At 73.0% G+C, this 14,804-nt stretch carries 9 protein-coding genes; 4 read left to right on the forward strand and 5 right to left on the reverse strand.

What is annotated here, in order from left to right; translation table 11 throughout:
- A complete protein-coding gene (locus ACT17Q_RS00655; RefSeq protein WP_444663995.1) occupies positions 1-1,734 on the reverse strand; it encodes an AMP-binding protein in 1,734 nt (577 codons plus the stop codon).
- Between the two features lie 273 nt (positions 1,735-2,007).
- Between ACT17Q_RS00655 and ACT17Q_RS00660 the strand changes: the two genes are divergently transcribed.
- On the forward strand, positions 2,008-2,610 hold the full coding sequence (locus ACT17Q_RS00660; protein ID WP_444663997.1) for a GNAT family N-acetyltransferase: 603 nt from the start codon (positions 2,008-2,010) through the stop codon (positions 2,608-2,610).
- An 18-nt stretch (positions 2,611-2,628) separates the two neighbouring features.
- On the opposite strand, the gene ACT17Q_RS00665 is transcribed toward ACT17Q_RS00660, so the two are convergent.
- The 3 genes from ACT17Q_RS00665 to ACT17Q_RS00675 all read right to left on the reverse strand — a co-directional run bounded on the left by ACT17Q_RS00665 (position 2,629) and on the right by ACT17Q_RS00675 (position 7,093).
- Positions 2,629-3,483, reverse strand: a complete 855-nt coding sequence (locus ACT17Q_RS00665) for a hypothetical protein (protein WP_444663999.1) — start codon at positions 3,481-3,483, stop codon at positions 2,629-2,631.
- A gap of 198 nt (positions 3,484-3,681) precedes the next feature.
- Positions 3,682-4,524, reverse strand: a complete 843-nt coding sequence (locus tag ACT17Q_RS00670) for a hypothetical protein (RefSeq protein WP_444664001.1) — start codon at positions 4,522-4,524, stop codon at positions 3,682-3,684.
- Positions 4,525-4,624: 100 nt separating this feature from the next.
- Positions 4,625-7,093 (reverse strand): GH36-type glycosyl hydrolase domain-containing protein, encoded by a 2,469-nt coding sequence (locus ACT17Q_RS00675; protein WP_444664003.1) that lies wholly within the window; start codon positions 7,091-7,093, stop codon positions 4,625-4,627.
- Between the two features lie 245 nt (positions 7,094-7,338).
- Between ACT17Q_RS00675 and dcd the strand changes: the two genes are divergently transcribed.
- Positions 7,339-7,914, forward strand: coding sequence for a dCTP deaminase (dcd, locus tag ACT17Q_RS00680; RefSeq protein WP_444664005.1), 576 nt, complete (start codon positions 7,339-7,341; stop codon positions 7,912-7,914).
- Positions 7,915-7,918: 4 nt separating this feature from the next.
- On the forward strand, positions 7,919-9,055 hold the full coding sequence (locus ACT17Q_RS00685; RefSeq protein ID WP_444664007.1) for a hypothetical protein: 1,137 nt from the start codon (positions 7,919-7,921) through the stop codon (positions 9,053-9,055).
- A gap of 332 nt (positions 9,056-9,387) precedes the next feature.
- Here ACT17Q_RS00685 and ACT17Q_RS00690 read toward each other — a convergent pair whose 3' ends face one another.
- Entirely contained in the window at positions 9,388-11,577 is a 2,190-nt protein-coding gene (locus ACT17Q_RS00690) for a (Fe-S)-binding protein (RefSeq protein WP_444664009.1), read from the reverse strand.
- Between the two features lie 189 nt (positions 11,578-11,766).
- On the opposite strand from ACT17Q_RS00690, the gene ACT17Q_RS00695 reads away from it, so the two are divergent.
- Positions 11,767-14,799 carry a Na+/H+ antiporter subunit A gene (locus tag ACT17Q_RS00695; RefSeq protein WP_444665419.1) on the forward strand — a complete coding sequence of 1,011 codons (3,033 nt, stop codon included), beginning with the start codon at positions 11,767-11,769 and terminating at the stop codon, positions 14,797-14,799.
- The last annotated feature ends 5 nt before the right edge of the window (positions 14,800-14,804 follow it).

Below are 14,804 nucleotides of genomic sequence, written 5' to 3' on the forward strand. Positions count from 1 at the left end.
TCACACGGGCAGCGCGAGCACCTGGTCTCGCACGACGCGCCGGAGTACCTTGCCGACCTGCGAGCGCGGCAGGTCGGGCAGCACGACGATCCGCCGCGGCACGGCGTAGCGCGCGAGGCGCCGCCCGCACCACTCGCGCACCGCCGCGAGGTCGACCTCGTGCCCCTCGCGCAGCACGACGGCCGCGACGACGGACTCGCCCAGGTCACCGCCCGGCACGCCGACCACGGCGACGTCCGCGACGCCCGGCATGGTGCGCAGGTGGTCCTCGACCTGCGACGGGTACACCTTGAACCCGCCGGTCACGATCATCTCCTTGATGCGGTCGACGAGCAGGACGAACCCGTCGTCGTCGACGCGCACCACGTCGCCGGTCCGCAGCCAGCCGTCCGCCAGGAGCTGCCCCGCGGTCTCGTCGGGCCGGTTCCAGTAGCCCGCGAAGACCTGCGGGCCGCGCACGAGCAGCTCACCGGCCTCGCCGGGCGCGACGTCGAGCGTCGGGTCCTCCTGCGAGACGACGCGCACCTCGGTGCCCGGGAACGGCAGGCCGAGCGCACCCGGCCGCCGCGTCGCGTCGAACGGGTTGCCGAGCGCGACGGGGGACGTCTCGGTCATGCCGTAGCCCTCGACGACGAGCCCGCCGGTCGCCTCCTCCCAGCGTCGCGCGGTCGCGGCCGGCAGCGCCATCGCCCCCGAGATCGCGCGCGTGAACGAGCGCAGCGAGACGCCCTGCTGCTCGGCGGCGGTGACGAGGCGGTCGAGCATGGGCGGCACGGCCGGGATGAAGGTTCCGGGCCGGCGGCGCTGCGCCGCGAGGACGAGCGTCGGGTCGAACGACGGGAGCACGACGAGCGTCGCGGCGATCCGCATCGAGTACGTCAGGCACAGTGTCAGGCCGAACGCGTGGAAGAACGGCAGCACGCCGTAGACGACCTCGCGCCCGCGCTCGTGCCGCGTCCACGCGTGCCCCTGCTCGGCGTTCGCGACGAGGTTGGCGTGCGTGAGCACCGCGGCCTTGGGGGTCCCGGTGGTCCCGCCGGTGTACTGCAGCAGGGCGATGTCCGACGAGGTGGGCTCGGGGTGCGACGCGGGCAGCGGGTCCGCGGCGCGCACGAGCCGGTGCCACAGCGGGACGTCGCCGGGCACGGGCCCACGCATCGCGGCGGCCGTGCGGCGAGCCTTGGCGACGGGCAGCCGCAGCGCGAGCCGGTCGCGTGCGCGCAGGTCGTGCGCGAGGTCCACGGCGACGACCCGCAGGTCGGCCAGGGCCGCCGTCCGCTCACGGGCCTCGAGCACCGCGGGCACGGCCTTGGTCCAGGTCAGCGCGACGGCCGCCCCGGAGTCCGCGAGCTGGTGCGCGAGCTCGTCGGCGGAGTAGGTGGGGTTGTGCTCGACGACGACGCCGCCGACCCGCAGCACCGCGTAGAACGCGACGAGGTGCTGCGGGCAGTTGGGCAGCGCGATCGCGACGCGGTCCCCGGCGCGTACGCCGAGCGCGACGAGCGCACCGGCGGCGCGGGCGACCTCGTCGGCCAGGGCGCGGTACGTCGTCGTCGCGCCGAGGAAGTCGACGGCGATGCGGTCGCCGTGGTCGGCGGCGGCGCGCGCGAGGCCCGCGGTGAGCGGCTCGTCGGGCAGCGGGGGGAGGGTGACGGGTGAGGTCGCGGCGGGGGCCGCGGGTCGGCGGGCCGCGTCGTCGGGCGTGCGGTCGGTCGCCGGGCCGTTCCAGGTCATGCCTCAGCGTAACCTACGCCACCGTAAGTTACTACTCCGTAACCTCCGCTCCCCGTGCCCCTGCCGTCCGCGCGGCCGCCCCCGCCCCACCCTCCGTGAGCCCGTGGTTGCTCCGGGAACCGCGCCGCAGAGCCGGAGCGAGCGCGGGCTCGGCGCCGCCTACTCCCGCGAGCCCGTGGTTGCTCCGGGAACCGGGCCGTGCAGCCGGAGCGCGGGCGGGGTCAGGGGGTGGACGGGGGCGTGCGTCGCGGCGGGACGTGGTGGGATCGGGGCATGGCGCCGACGATCCGTCCGTTCCACCCGGTCGACCTCGCAGGGCTCTACCGGCTGTGCCTGCTCACCGGGGACGCCGGCGGCGACGCGAGCGCGCTCTACCGCAACCCCGACCTGCTCGGTCACGTCTACGCCGGTCCCTACCCGGTCGCCGACCCGGGCCTGACGTTCGTCCTGGCCGACGAGCACGGCGTCGGCGGGTACGTCGTCGCGACCGCCGACTCCCGCGAGTTCCTGCGCTGGCTCGACGCGCACTGGTGGCCGACGCTGCGCGCGCAGTACCCCCGCGTCCCGGACCCGGGCGACGGCACGCAGGACCACGTCCTCGTCGACCGCATCCACGGCTGGCCCACCGCACCCGAGCCGTACTACGACGAGTTCCCCGCGCACCTGCACATCGACCTCGCACCGCGGCTGCAGGGACAGGGCTGGGGCCGCCAGCTCGTCGCGACGCTCGCCGACGCGCTGCGCAGCCGCGGCGTGCACGGCCTGCACCTGGGCGTCAGCGAGCGCAACGCCGGCGGCATCGCGTTCTACGACCGTCTCGGGTTCGAGACGTACGCGCGGCACGCCTGGGGCCGCACGCTCACGCTGCGGTTCTGATCAGCGCGCGTCTGCGCCTCACGCGCCGAAGGCGTCCTCGAGCTCGTGCCAGTCGACGAGCTCGTCCGCGCCGGGCGTGGTCACGACGATGCTCGGGTCGTTCCAGTCGCGCATCGTGGTCGTCGACGTGATGCCCATGAACTCCGAGACGGTGCGCACGAGCCGGTCGTCGGCGTTGACCCAGTAGTCGCCCTCCATGCTCGGCGGGATCGACTCGAGCGCCTCGGCGAGCGTGGGGTCGAACGCCGAGCCGAGCGCCTCGAGGTACTTGCGGGTGTCGACCGTCACCCGGTAGTGCCGGGCGGGCACGCCTTCGACCTCCTCGACGCCGAGGTCCTCGCTCGACAGCAGCGAGCCCTCCTGCAGCTCGGCGTTGCGGCCCAGCTGGGACAGCGCGTCCAGGTCCGGCACGGCAGCCGCCAGGGGGTTCTCGGCGTCGGCGGGGTCGATGGTCACGAACTTGTCCTGCGACATCTCACCGAGGTTCATGTAGAACATGCCGTCGACCCACCGCGACCGCGTCGCGACCCCCTGCGACACGAAGTCCATGTTCATCGCGATGGTGTCGCCGTCGAGGACCATCTCGTACTCGTAGGTCATCTCGACGCCGCTGCCGGAGCTCTCCATGGTCATGCGGTAGGACGTCACGTCGACGCTCGCCGCGTTGACCGCCTTCGCGAACTCCTCGGTGGAGTAGGACGCGGGCTCGCCCGCGGCGGCGTCCGGCGCGGCCGGGGTCTGCGCCGCGGTCGCCTCGGGCGTGCCGGCGGGCTTCGAGCGGGCGTCGTCGTCCGACGACGAGCCGCACGCGGCGAGGGTGAGCGCGAGCGCCACGCTCGTCGCGGCGGCGAAGGTGCGAGTGACGGCGCGCATGCGCGGATCCCCCTGGGCGAAGAAGTGATGTGTGCGCTCCGATGGTGGCACCCCGTGGCGGGCCGACCCAGGTACGGGAGTCCCGATCGACCAGGTTCACCCACCCGGGTGCACGGCGAGCGGCGCCGCGCTCGCAGGACAGCACGAGGGCCGGGACGCGCGCTGCGTCCCGGCCCTCGTGGCGTCCGTGCCGGTGGGTCAGCCGCCGAGGCCGCCCGCGCCCGACATGAGCTCCTCCCACGTCAGCGGCGAGAGCTCGTCACCGCTCGGCGCGACGACCGTGAGGCTCGAGTCGTTCCAGTCGGTGTACGTGGTGGTCATCTTCTCGCCCGCGATGTCGATGACCATCTTGGCGGGGCGGTTCTCGTCGTCGAGCCACAGGTCGTACGCGACGTCCTCGAGCGCCGAGGCCGCGTCCGTCGGGACCGTCCCGTCGCCCATGGCGGCGACCGCTGCGGACGGGTCGACCGTCACGACGTAGTGCGTCGTCGAGACCCCGTCGAGGTCCTCCTCGCCGACCTTCTTGATGGACTCCACGGAGTCCTTGAAGCCCGCGAAGCTCTTCGACAGGTCGCCCATGTCCTCGATCGGGCCGAGCATCGCGCCGAACGGGTTCGTCTCGTCGGACAGGTCGATCTTGATGAACTTGTTGTCGCTCATCTCGCCGAGGTCCATGTAGTACGCGCCGTCGGTGAGGACGATGCGCGTCTTGGCGCCGGCGGCCTCGCTGACGATCGACATGCTGGTCTTGCCGCCCTTGACGACGACGACACCCTCGAACGTCCCCGCCGCGCCGGGCGTGGTCGAGGTCATCCGGTAGGACGTGTCCTTGCCGACCTGGCTGGCCAGGGCGGAGTACAGCGTCTCGGCGGTGATCTCCTCACCGCCGTCGTCGTCCTTCTCCGGCGCGGGCGTGGCGGAGGTCCCCGCGGGGGCCTTCGTCTCCTGCTCCGACGGGCCCGAGTCCGAGCCGCAGGCGGCGAGCGAGAGCGCGAGGACCGCCGCAGCCCCCGTGCCGACGATCCGTGTGATGGCGCGCATGTGTGTTCTCCCGTGGATCCGTGTTGTGGCACGCCATGGTGGCACGCGGGACGAACCGGAAGTGCCGGTTGTCCACGACGAGCCGATGGTGCGGTGGCGGCTAGAGGGTCACGTCGACGCGGACCGTCGACCCGGCGGGGGCGTACGGCACGAGGTTGCCCTCGACCGGCGTGCCGTCCACGACCAGCCGGCCGCGCGAGCCGTCGGTGCCCGAGTTCGTCACCGTGATCTCGTACGTCGCCCCGCGCGCGACGCGCGTGACGGTGAACGACGGCACGTCCGGGCCGATCTGCGGGTCGACGACGAGCCCGTCGTACTCCGGCCGCACACCCAGCAGGTACTGCGAGACCGTGACGAAGTTCCACGCAGCGGTGCCCGTGAGCCAGGAGTTCTTGGCCTCGCCGTGGCGGACCGCCTCCTTGCCCGCGATCATCTGCGCGTACACGTACGGCTCGAGGCGGTGGACGTCGGAGATGTCCTCGCGGTAGGCGGGCGTGATGCGCTTGTAGTAGTCGAACGCGCGCGCACCGCGGCCCACGACCGTCTCGGCGATGATCACCCACGGGTTGTTGTGGCAGAAGATGCCGCCGTTCTCCTTGTACCCCGGCGGGTACGTGGAGACCTCGCCCATGTGCACCTGGTACGTGGTGTACGCGGGGTACTGGAGCACCATGCCGTGGTCGGTCGCGAGCATCTCGTTGACCGAGTCGAGCGCCTTGATCGCGGGGGCGTCCGTGTCCTGCGGGCCCTCGCCGACGCCGACGCCCGCCATGACGGCGAAGCCCTGCGGCTCGATCCAGATCTTGCCCTCGTCGTGCGCGTCGGTCCCGATCGGGTTGCCGTAGTAGTCGTACGCGCGCAGGAACCAGGAGCCGTCCCAGCCGTCGGTGAGCAGCGCGTCGCGCATCTCGGCGACGTGGCCGCGCGCCCGGTCGGCGACGTCGGCCAGGCCGCGGCGCGCCGCGAGCTCGGCGTACTGCTCGCCGTACAGGACGAACTGCGCGGCGATGAACGTGGACTCCGCGACCCCGCCCGCCTGGTTCTCGGTGGTCTGGAAGGACTCACCGGGCGTCGTGGAGAAGCAGTTGAGGTTGAGGCAGTCGTTCCAGTCGGCGCGGCCGATCAGCGGCAGGCCGTGCGGGCCGCGGTGCGTGACCGTGAACTCGAACGAGCGCGTCAGGTGCTCGAACAGCGGGACCTCGGAGCCGGGCTCGTTGTCGAACGGCACCGGCTCGTCGAGGATCGAGAAGTCGCCGGTCTCCTTGATGTACGCCGCGGTGCCCGCGATCAGCCACAGCGGGTCGTCGTTGAAGCCCGAGCCGATGTCGTTGTTCCCGCGCTTCGTCAGCGGCTGGTACTGGTGGTACGCCGAGCCGTCCGCGAACTGCGTCGAGGCGATGTCGATGATCCGCTCGCGCGCCCGCTCCGGGATCAGGTGGACGAAGCCCAGGAGGTCCTGGTTGGAGTCGCGGAAGCCCATGCCGCGGCCGATCCCGGTCTCGAAGAACGACGCCGAGCGCGACATGTTGAACGTGACCATGCACTGGTACTGGTTCCAGATGTTGACCATCCGGTCGAGCTTCTCGTCGTTCGAGCTGACCGAGTACGTCGACAGCAGGTCGGTCCAGTAGTCCTTGAGCGCCGCGAACGCCGCGTCCGTCTGCTCGGACGTCGCGAACCGGGACAGCAGCGCGTGCGCGCGCTCCTTGTTGACGACCTGCTTCGCCTCGTCGGCCCACTTCTCCTCGTCGGGGTTCTCGACGTAGCCGAGGACGTAGACGAGCTCGCGCGACTCGCCGGGGGCGAGGGACACCGCGACGGAGTGCGAGCCGATCGGGTACCAGCCGGACGCGACCGAGTTCGCGGACTCGCCCTTGAGCGGCACCGCGGCCTCGCCGAGCGAGTTGTACGCGCCGACGAACGTGTCACGGTCGGTGTCGAAGCCCTCGGCCTGCGTGTTCACCGCGAACACCGCGTAGTGGTCGCGGCGCTCGCGGTACTCCGTGCGGTGGTAGATCGCCGAGCCGTGCGGGCTCTCCTGCTCGACCTCGACCTCGCCGATCGACAGGTTGCGCTGGTAGTTCGTCTGGTCGTCCTGCGCGTTCCACAGGCAGAACTCGACGAACGAGAACAGCGTGAGCGACTTGTAGGAGTCGGACGTGTTGGTGACGGTGACCTTCTGCACCTCGGCGTTCTCGCCGACCGGTACGAAGAACAGCGTCTCGACGCGCACGCCGCCGCGCTCACCCGTGATCGTCGAGTAGCCCAGGCCGTGGCGTGCCTCGAAGTGGTCGAGGTCCGCCTTGACCGGCAGCCACGACGGGGTCCACACGTCGCCGCCGTCGTTGACGTACAGGTAGCGGCCGCCCGCGTCGGCCGGGATGTTGTTGTAGCGGTACCGCGTCAGGCGGCGCATCTTGGCGTCGCGGTAGAACGAGTACCCGCCGGCCTGGTGCGACAGCAGCGAGAAGAACTGCTCGGAGCCCAGGTAGTTGATCCACGGGTACGGGGTGTGCGGCGTCGTGATGACGTACTCGCGTGCCTCGTCGTCGAAGTGCCCGTAACGCATGGAGGTGCCTCTCGCCGTGCTGGTCGCAGTGCTCGTCGCAGTGCTGCGTGGCGGGCCGCGCGGACCGGTGCTGCCGTGCCTCCGGTGCCGCCGACGACCCGTGGATGGTCAGGTGTGGAGCGGGGTGGTGCAGGGGCGGAACGTGTGCGTGCGAGAGCGCTCCCATGCGTCTCACGAGACAGGACTATAGCGGGGCGTGCACCGCACTGACACCATGCCCGCGCGCGGGGCACTACCGTGGGCGCGTGCTGCTCTCCGACCGCGACATCACCGCCGAGCTCGACGCAGGCCGCGTGGCACTCGAGCCCTACGAGTCCGCGATGATCCAGCCGTCGAGCATCGACGTGCGGCTCGACCGGTTCTTCCGGTTGTTCGACAACCACAAGTACCCGTACATCGACCCCGCCGCCGAGCAGCCGGACCTCACGCGCCTCGTCGAGGTGCCGGCGGGCGAGACGTTCGTGCTGCACCCCGGGGAGTTCGTCCTCGGGTCGACGTTCGAGCGGGTGACGCTGCCCGACGACATCGCGGCGCGCCTCGAGGGCAAGTCGTCGCTCGGCCGCCTCGGCCTGCTCACGCACTCGACGGCGGGCTTCGTCGACCCCGGCTTCAGCGGTCACGTGACGCTCGAGCTCTCGAACGTCGCGACCCTGCCGATCGTGCTCTACCCGGGCATGAAGATCGGCCAGCTGTGCTTCTTCCGGCTGTCGTCGGCCGCGCAGCACCCGTACGGCTCGCAGCGCTACGGCTCGCGCTACCAGGGCCAGCGTGGCCCGACGGCGTCCCGCTCCTGGCAGAGCTTCCACCGCACGGAGGTGTGACGCGATGACGCGTGACCTGCCGCGTCTTCCCCTGTCCGACGAGGGCCTGCGCGGACGCCACCTGCTCGCGCTGCCCGAGGGCGTCGAGCCCGACGAGGTCGAGGTGCTGGCCGCCAGCCGGTTCCTCAACGCGCGCTGGGAGGAGCCCGACGCGGACCCGACCGGCCAGCGCGCCCGGCCCCTGACCGCCGCGCTCGGCATCCGCATCGGCGCCGCCCGGCCGCAGGCGCGCGTCCTGCGGCTCAACCGGCACTCCACGCTCACCGGCCCGTACGCCGTCACGCAGGCCGACGCGGTCGCGCTCGGCCTGCCCGTCACGACCGTCACCGCGTTCGACGTCGCGTGCCCCCGCGACCGGGGCGTCCGGCCCGCACCCGGTGGCGACCGGCACGGGCTCAAGCGCGCGTTCCCGGACGGCTACCCGAACCGCGAGGAGGAGCGCGTCCTGCTGTGGCTCGTCGCCGCCGCGCGGCGGCTCGGCGGCGCCGTGCGCACCGGTCAGAACGGTGTGGTGCTGCAGCCCGACATGGAGTCCGCGATCGACCTCACCGTGTTCTCCGACCGGTGGGTCGAGCCCGACGAGGCGCTCGCCGTGGTGCAGCGCGCCGCGCCGCGGGCGCGGCTGTCGGTCCCGACGAGCGAGTGGTCCGGTCCCATGGCGGGAGCCGGACGCGCCGAGCGGCACACCCTCGCCGGCATGCCCGAGCCGGGCGGGTCCGGGCTGCGCGACGCGCTCCTCGAGCACGGGGTCCTGGACCCCGACGAGCGTCGGCGCCTCGCGCAGGAGGCTGCCGCGTTCGACGAGCTCATGCTGGCCGCGCCGCCCGCCGCCGAGTCGTACGGCGTGCTCGTCGAGCTCGGCGTGGACGGGATGGTCGCGGTCGAGGCGTCCGAGGAGACCGCGCTGCCGCCGCTGCTCCAGGGGCTGCCGTGGACCGAGCACGGCGTGGTGGCGTACCGCGTGCGCTGGGAGCCGATGCTCGTCGAGGAGCTCGAGCTCGAGAAGCCGTCGTTCGAGCACCGCGTCGCCCGCACCCGCAGCGCCCCGGTGGTCCAGGCGATCGCCCGCGCGCTGCACGCGGCGGTCGGCGGCGAGATCGCCGACGAGGACGACTTCCTCATCGCCCCCGACGACCTCTGACCCCGGCACACACCCCCACCGACCCCGCCCTTCCTCCGGCTCCCGCGGCCCACACCCGGAGCAACCCCAGGGTCGCGAGAGGGGCAGTCCGGCCAGCCCGCGGTTGATCCGGCTCTCGGTAGCCATACCCGGAGCAACCGCAGGATCGCGGGAGGGGCAGTCCGGCCAGCCCGCGGTTGATCCGGCTCTCGGTGGTCATTCCCGGAGCAACCGCGGGGTCGCGGGAGGGGAGTCGGCGAGGCCGTCGTTGCTCCGGCTCCGGGGGCGGTTACCCGGAGCGAGGGCGGGGTCGTGGGGTGGTCGTGGCCGGGGCGGGGGCGGCTGAGCGGGGGTCAGGTGGTGGGGGCGTCGAGGCGGTCGCGGAGGAGGACGGCGATGTCGGCGACCTCCGGGACGCCGACCTGGGTGCCGGACTGCGCGCCCGACGACGAGCCCGCGTCGGCGGTGCGCGCGGCGGCGACGCCGTCGGTGAGCATGACCGTGCAGTAGGGGCACGCGGTGGCGATGATGTCCGCGCCGGTGCCGAGCGCCTCGGTCGCGCGGGTGGTCGAGATGCGCGTGCCGATGGACTCCTCCATCCACACGCGAGCGCCGCCCGCGCCGCAGCAGAACGAGTCCGCACCGGAGCGCGGCATCTCCGCCACGGTGACACCGGGGATCGCCCCGAGCAGCTCGCGGGGCGGGGAGTAGACCTGGTTGTGCCGGCCCAGGAAGCAGGGATCGTGGTAGGTGACGGTGCGCTCGTCGTCGGCGGGCAGCAGCGTGAGGCGGCCGTCGGAGACGAGCCGGTCCAGCAGCACGGTGTGGTGCACGACCTCGTACCGGCCGCCGAGCTGCGGGTACTCGCGGCTGATGGTGTTGAAGCAGTGCGCGCAGGTCACGACGATGCGCGTCGCGCCGACCTCGTTCAGCACCTCGACGTTCTGCGCGGCGAGCATCTGGTAGAGCAGCTCGTTGCCCGCGCGCCGGGCGGGGTCGCCCGTGCAGGTCTCGCCGTCGCCGAGCACCGCGAACGACACCCCCGCGGCGTGCAGGAGCTCGACCACGGCCCTCGTCGTGCGCTTGGCGCGGTCCTCGTACGCCCCCGCGCACCCGACCCAGAACAGGTAGTCGACGTCCGCGGCGGACTCGACGTCCGCCCCGACGACGGGCACCGAGAAGTCGAGTCCCTTGGCCCAGTCGAGGCGTGCGCGGGCGGGCAGACCCCACGGGTTGCCCTGGCGCTCGAGCTTGGTGAACGTGCCGCCGAGCTCCTTGGGGAACGCGGACTCCATGAGCACCTGGTAGCGGCGCATGTCGACGATCGCGTCGACGTGCTCGATGTCCACCGGGCACTGCTGCACGCACGCGCCGCACGAGGTGCACGCCCACAGCGCGTCGGGGTCGATCACGCCGGTGCCGATGAGGTCGAGGCCCGCGTGCTCGTCGTCGGGGGTGCGCGTGCCGTCCGGTGCGCGCAGGTACGGGGCGGTCGCGGCGGCGTGGTCGCGCAGCGCGAGCGTGACGAGCTTGGGGGACAGCGGCTTGCCCGTGGCCCACGCGGGGCACTGGTCCTGGCAGCGGCCGCACTCCGTGCACGTCGAGAAGTCGAGCAGGCCCTTCCACGTGAAGTCCTCGATCGCGCCGACGCCCAGGCGCGCGTCGTCGGGCAGGTCCTCGAGGGCCGCGAGGTCCACCGGGGTGCCGCCGGCCAGCGTGAGCGGCTGCAGCGGGCCGAGCGCGGGGGTGCCGTCCGGCTCGCGGCGCGCGTACACGTTGACGAGCGCGAGGAACCGGTGCCACGCGACGCCCATGGTGGGCTGCAGGCCGATGACCACGAGCCACGCCATCGAGACCAGGATCTTCACGGTGGCCAGCACGACGACCGCGGTCTCCAGCGCGCTAGTCGACGCGCCCTGCCACAGCTGCCCGAGCCACGCGGTGAGCGGGAAGTGCAGCGCGCTCGCCGTGCCCTCGCCGGCCGCCGCCTGCAGCGCGTACTCCAGGCCGCGCAACGCGATCACGGCGACGACGACCGCGGCGATCGTGGCCTCGACGTAGAACGCCTGCCACTGCGTCGAGCCGAAGAACCGCGAGCGACGCTGCTGGGCGAGCGGCTGCGCGGTGCGCGGCCGGATCCGCAGGCGCAGGACGAGCAGCACGACGATCCCGACGAGCGACGTCCACGCGAGCGCCTCCACCGCCCACTCGAGCGGCCACAGGTGCCCGACGAGCGGGAGCGCGCCGGACGGGTCGACGACCTGCACGTACGCGGTCGCGACCGTCACGAACAGGACAGGGAACGAGACCATGACCACCCAGTGCGCCGCGCGCACCACGGGCCGGTGCTGGAAGCGCCCGTGCCCGAGCACCTCGCGCGCCAGGGTCGCCAGGCGGGTGCCGACGGGCGCCAGGCGCCCCGGTGCGGGCCGCCCCACGCCGACCGTGCGCACGATCGTCGTGACCCCGCGCGCGAACGACCACACGCCGGCGACGGTCGCCACCACGACGACCACGACCCCCACCCACTGCACCCCGTTCACGCCGCACAACCTACCGACCGCCCCCGGGGCGCGCGGGGAGGGTCCATGTCACACGGCTGCGCGGCCGTCCGGCAGCCGCTCGGGGGCGAGGCGTTGGTAGAGTCTTGACCGATCCCCTGCCCACGCACGGCGTCGTCCGGAACGATCCGGACGACGGTGATGCGCCCCGACAGGACGGAGCTCGCCCGCGTGCTGCTGCTGCTCGTCATCCACCTCGCAGCAGCCCTCGCCGCGCCCACGCTCGTCCGGCTGTGGGGTCGCAAGGCGTTCTGGGCCCTCGCGCTCGCCCCGGCGTCCGCCGCGGTGTGGGCGCTCAGCTGGACGTCGCAGGTGCGGGCCGGCAAAGGGCCCGTGGAGAGCGTCGAGTGGGTCGGCCAGCTCGGGCTCGAGCTGACGTTCCGCCTCGACACGCTGTCCTGGCTCATGACGCTCGTCGTCGGCGGCGTCGGTGCGCTCGTGCTCGTCTACTGCGCGGCGTACTTCTCGGCGTCCGCACAGGGGCTCGGGCGGTTCGGCGGCGTGTTCGTCGCGTTCGCCGGCGCGATGCTCGGGCTCGTCACGTCCGACGACATGATCCTGCTGTTCATCTTCTGGGAGCTGACCACGGTCACCTCCTACCTGCTGATCGGGCACTACAGCGACCGCAAGGCGAGCCGTCGCGCCGCGATGCAGGCGATCGTCATCACCACCGCGGGCGGGCTCTCGATGCTCGTCGGCGTGGTCCTGCTGGGCGAGACCGCGGGGACGTACCGGCTGAGCGAGGTGATCGCGGACCCGCCGGGCGGCACGGTCGCCACCGCAGCGATCGCGTGCCTGCTCGCGGGTGCCGCGACGAAGTCCGCGCTGATCCCGTTCCACTTCTGGCTGCCCGCCGCGATGGCCGCACCCACCCCCGTCTCGGCGTACCTGCACGCCGCGGCCATGGTGAAGGCCGGGGTGTACCTGGTCGCACGGTTCGCGCCCGCGTACTCCCACCACACGCTGTGGCGCTGGACGATCGTCGTGCTCGGCTGCGGCACGCTCCTGCTGGGCGGCTACCGCGCGCTGCGCCAGCACGACCTCAAGCTCGTGCTCGCGTTCGGCACCGTCTCGCAGCTCGGCCTCATCACGCTGCTCGTCGGGCTCGGCACGCAGGCGACCGCGCTCGCGGGCCTGGCGATGCTCGGCGCGCACGCGATGTTCAAGGCGACGCTGTTCCTCGTCGTCGGCGTGGTCGACGCCGCGACCGGCACGCGTGACCTGCGGCGGCTGTCCGGGGTGGGGCGCGAGCTCAAGCTCACGGCGCTCGCGGGCGCGCTCGGCACCGCGAGCATGATCGGGCTGCCGCCGTTCGCGGGGTACGTCGCCAAGGAGGCCGGTCTCGAGGCGATCGAGCACCTCGAGGACCACACGGTCGGGCTGGTCGTGCTCGTCAGCGTCGCGGTCGGCTCGGCGCTGACCGTCGCCTACGGGCTGCGGCTGTGGTGGGGCGCGTTCGCGACGAAGCGGGCCGTGATCCCCGAGTCCGCGCTCGCGGCGGCGGCCGCCGCGACGCAGGCCGACGGCGCGCGGGGCCCGGGCGCGACGAGCCGCGTCGCGACCCAGCCGGACGCGGAGCCCGCCGCCATCTCCCACCCGTCGCTGCTGCTCGTGTGGCCCGCGATGGTCCTGGCGCTGCTCGGCCTCGTCGCCGCGCTCCTGCCGCACCTCGGTGAGCACCTGCTCCAGCCGTACGCGGCCACGCTGCCCGCGGGCGAGCCGGGGCACCTCGCGCTGTGGGCCGGGTTCACGCCCACGTTCGTCCTCACGCTCGTGATCCTCGGCTCGGGCGCCGCGCTGTTCGCGGTGCGCGAGCGCGTCGAGGTGCTGCAGAGCCGCCTCACCTACCGCGGCCCGGACGCGGACCACCTCTACCGGCGCTCGATGCGCCGCCTCGACGACGTGGCGGCCGACGTCACCGCGACCACGCAGCGCGGGTCGCTGCCGCTCTACCTCGGCATCGTGCTGGTCGTGTTCGTCGTCGGCGTGGGCGCGAGCCTGCTCGCGGGCGGCCGGTGGCCGCAGGCCGTGCGTGCGTGGGACCACCCCGGGCAGGTCCTGTTCGCGGCGGCCGCGGTCGTGTCCGCGGTGCTCGTCGCGCGGGCGCGCCGCCGGCTCAAGGCCGTGATCCTGCTCGGCATCGGCGGCTACGCCGTCGCCGGCCTGTTCCTGCTGCAGGGTGCGCCGGACCTCGCGCTCACGCAGGTGCTCACCGAGACCGTCACGCTCGTCGTGTTCGTGCTCGTGCTGCGCCGCATCCCGCCGTACTTCTCCGACCGGCCCCTCGCCGCGTCGCGCTGGCTGCGGCTCGCGCTGGGCCTCGCGGTCGGGCTGACCGTCGCGGGTGTCGCGCTCGTCGCACCGTGGGCCCGCGTGCACGCGCCCGTGACCGAGCACTTCGCCGACGAGGCCGTCAGCTGGGGCGGCGGCAAGAACATCGTCAACGTCACGCTGGTGGACATCCGCGCGTGGGACACCATGGGCGAGATCTCGGTGCTGCTGGTGGCCGCGACGGGCGTCGCGTCGCTCGTGTTCCTCTCGCGCCGCACGGGGCAGATCTTCCGCGCCAAGGAGGCCATCAACGAGCACAAGGTGTGGGCGGGCACCGACCCGATGGCCGCGCTGCGCCGCGGCACCGACCAGGCGCGGGTCGACGCGCCCGCGACCAACCGGGTGTGGCTGAGCGCGGTCGCGACGCTCGCGCCCCAGCGCCGGTCGGTGATCTTCGAGGTCGTCGTGCGGCTGCTGTTCCACACGATGGTCGTCTACTCGGTGTTCCTGCTGTTCAGCGGGCACAACGCGCCGGGTGGCGGGTTCGCCGCAGGCCTCGTGACGGGCATCGCGCTGATCGTGCGCTACCTCGCCGGCGGGCGGTACGAGCTCGGCGAGGCCGCGCCCGTGCAGCCGGGTCTGCTGCTCGGCACGGGGCTGTTCCTGTCCGCGGGCGTGGGGCTGGTCGGGCTCGTCGTCGGCGGGTCCGTGCTGCGGTCCTGGATCATCGACTTCCACGTGCCGGTGATCGGGCACGTGCACCTGGTGACCAGCCTGTTCTTCGACATCGGCGTGTACCTCGTCGTCGTCGGGCTCGTCCTGGACATCCTGCGCTCGCTCGGCGCGGAGCTGGACCGCCGGGCCGAGACCGGCGAGGACCCCGCGTTCGCCGAGGGCACGGACCTGCTCAGCGAGGCGGGTGAGCGCCGGTGATCGAC

It is taken from the genome of Cellulomonas sp. CW35 (genome assembly GCF_052378485.1).
Taxonomy (GTDB): domain Bacteria; phylum Actinomycetota; class Actinomycetes; order Actinomycetales; family Cellulomonadaceae; genus Cellulomonas; species Cellulomonas uda.

What these genes read in the sequence shown, in the direction of transcription:
- ACT17Q_RS00655 (WP_444663995.1), bottom strand. Translation starts at nt 1,734, where the DNA reads ATGACCTGGAACGGCCCGGCGACCGACCGCACGCCCGACGACGCGGCC.
- ACT17Q_RS00660 (WP_444663997.1), top strand. Translation starts at nt 2,008, where the DNA reads ATGGCGCCGACGATCCGTCCGTTCCACCCGGTCGACCTCGCAGGGCTC.
- ACT17Q_RS00665 (WP_444663999.1), bottom strand. Translation starts at nt 3,483, where the DNA reads ATGCGCGCCGTCACTCGCACCTTCGCCGCCGCGACGAGCGTGGCGCTC.
- ACT17Q_RS00670 (WP_444664001.1), bottom strand. Translation starts at nt 4,524, where the DNA reads ATGCGCGCCATCACACGGATCGTCGGCACGGGGGCTGCGGCGGTCCTC.
- ACT17Q_RS00675 (WP_444664003.1), bottom strand. Translation starts at nt 7,093, where the DNA reads ATGCGTTACGGGCACTTCGACGACGAGGCACGCGAGTACGTCATCACG.
- ACT17Q_RS00685 (WP_444664007.1), top strand. Translation starts at nt 7,919, where the DNA reads ATGACGCGTGACCTGCCGCGTCTTCCCCTGTCCGACGAGGGCCTGCGC.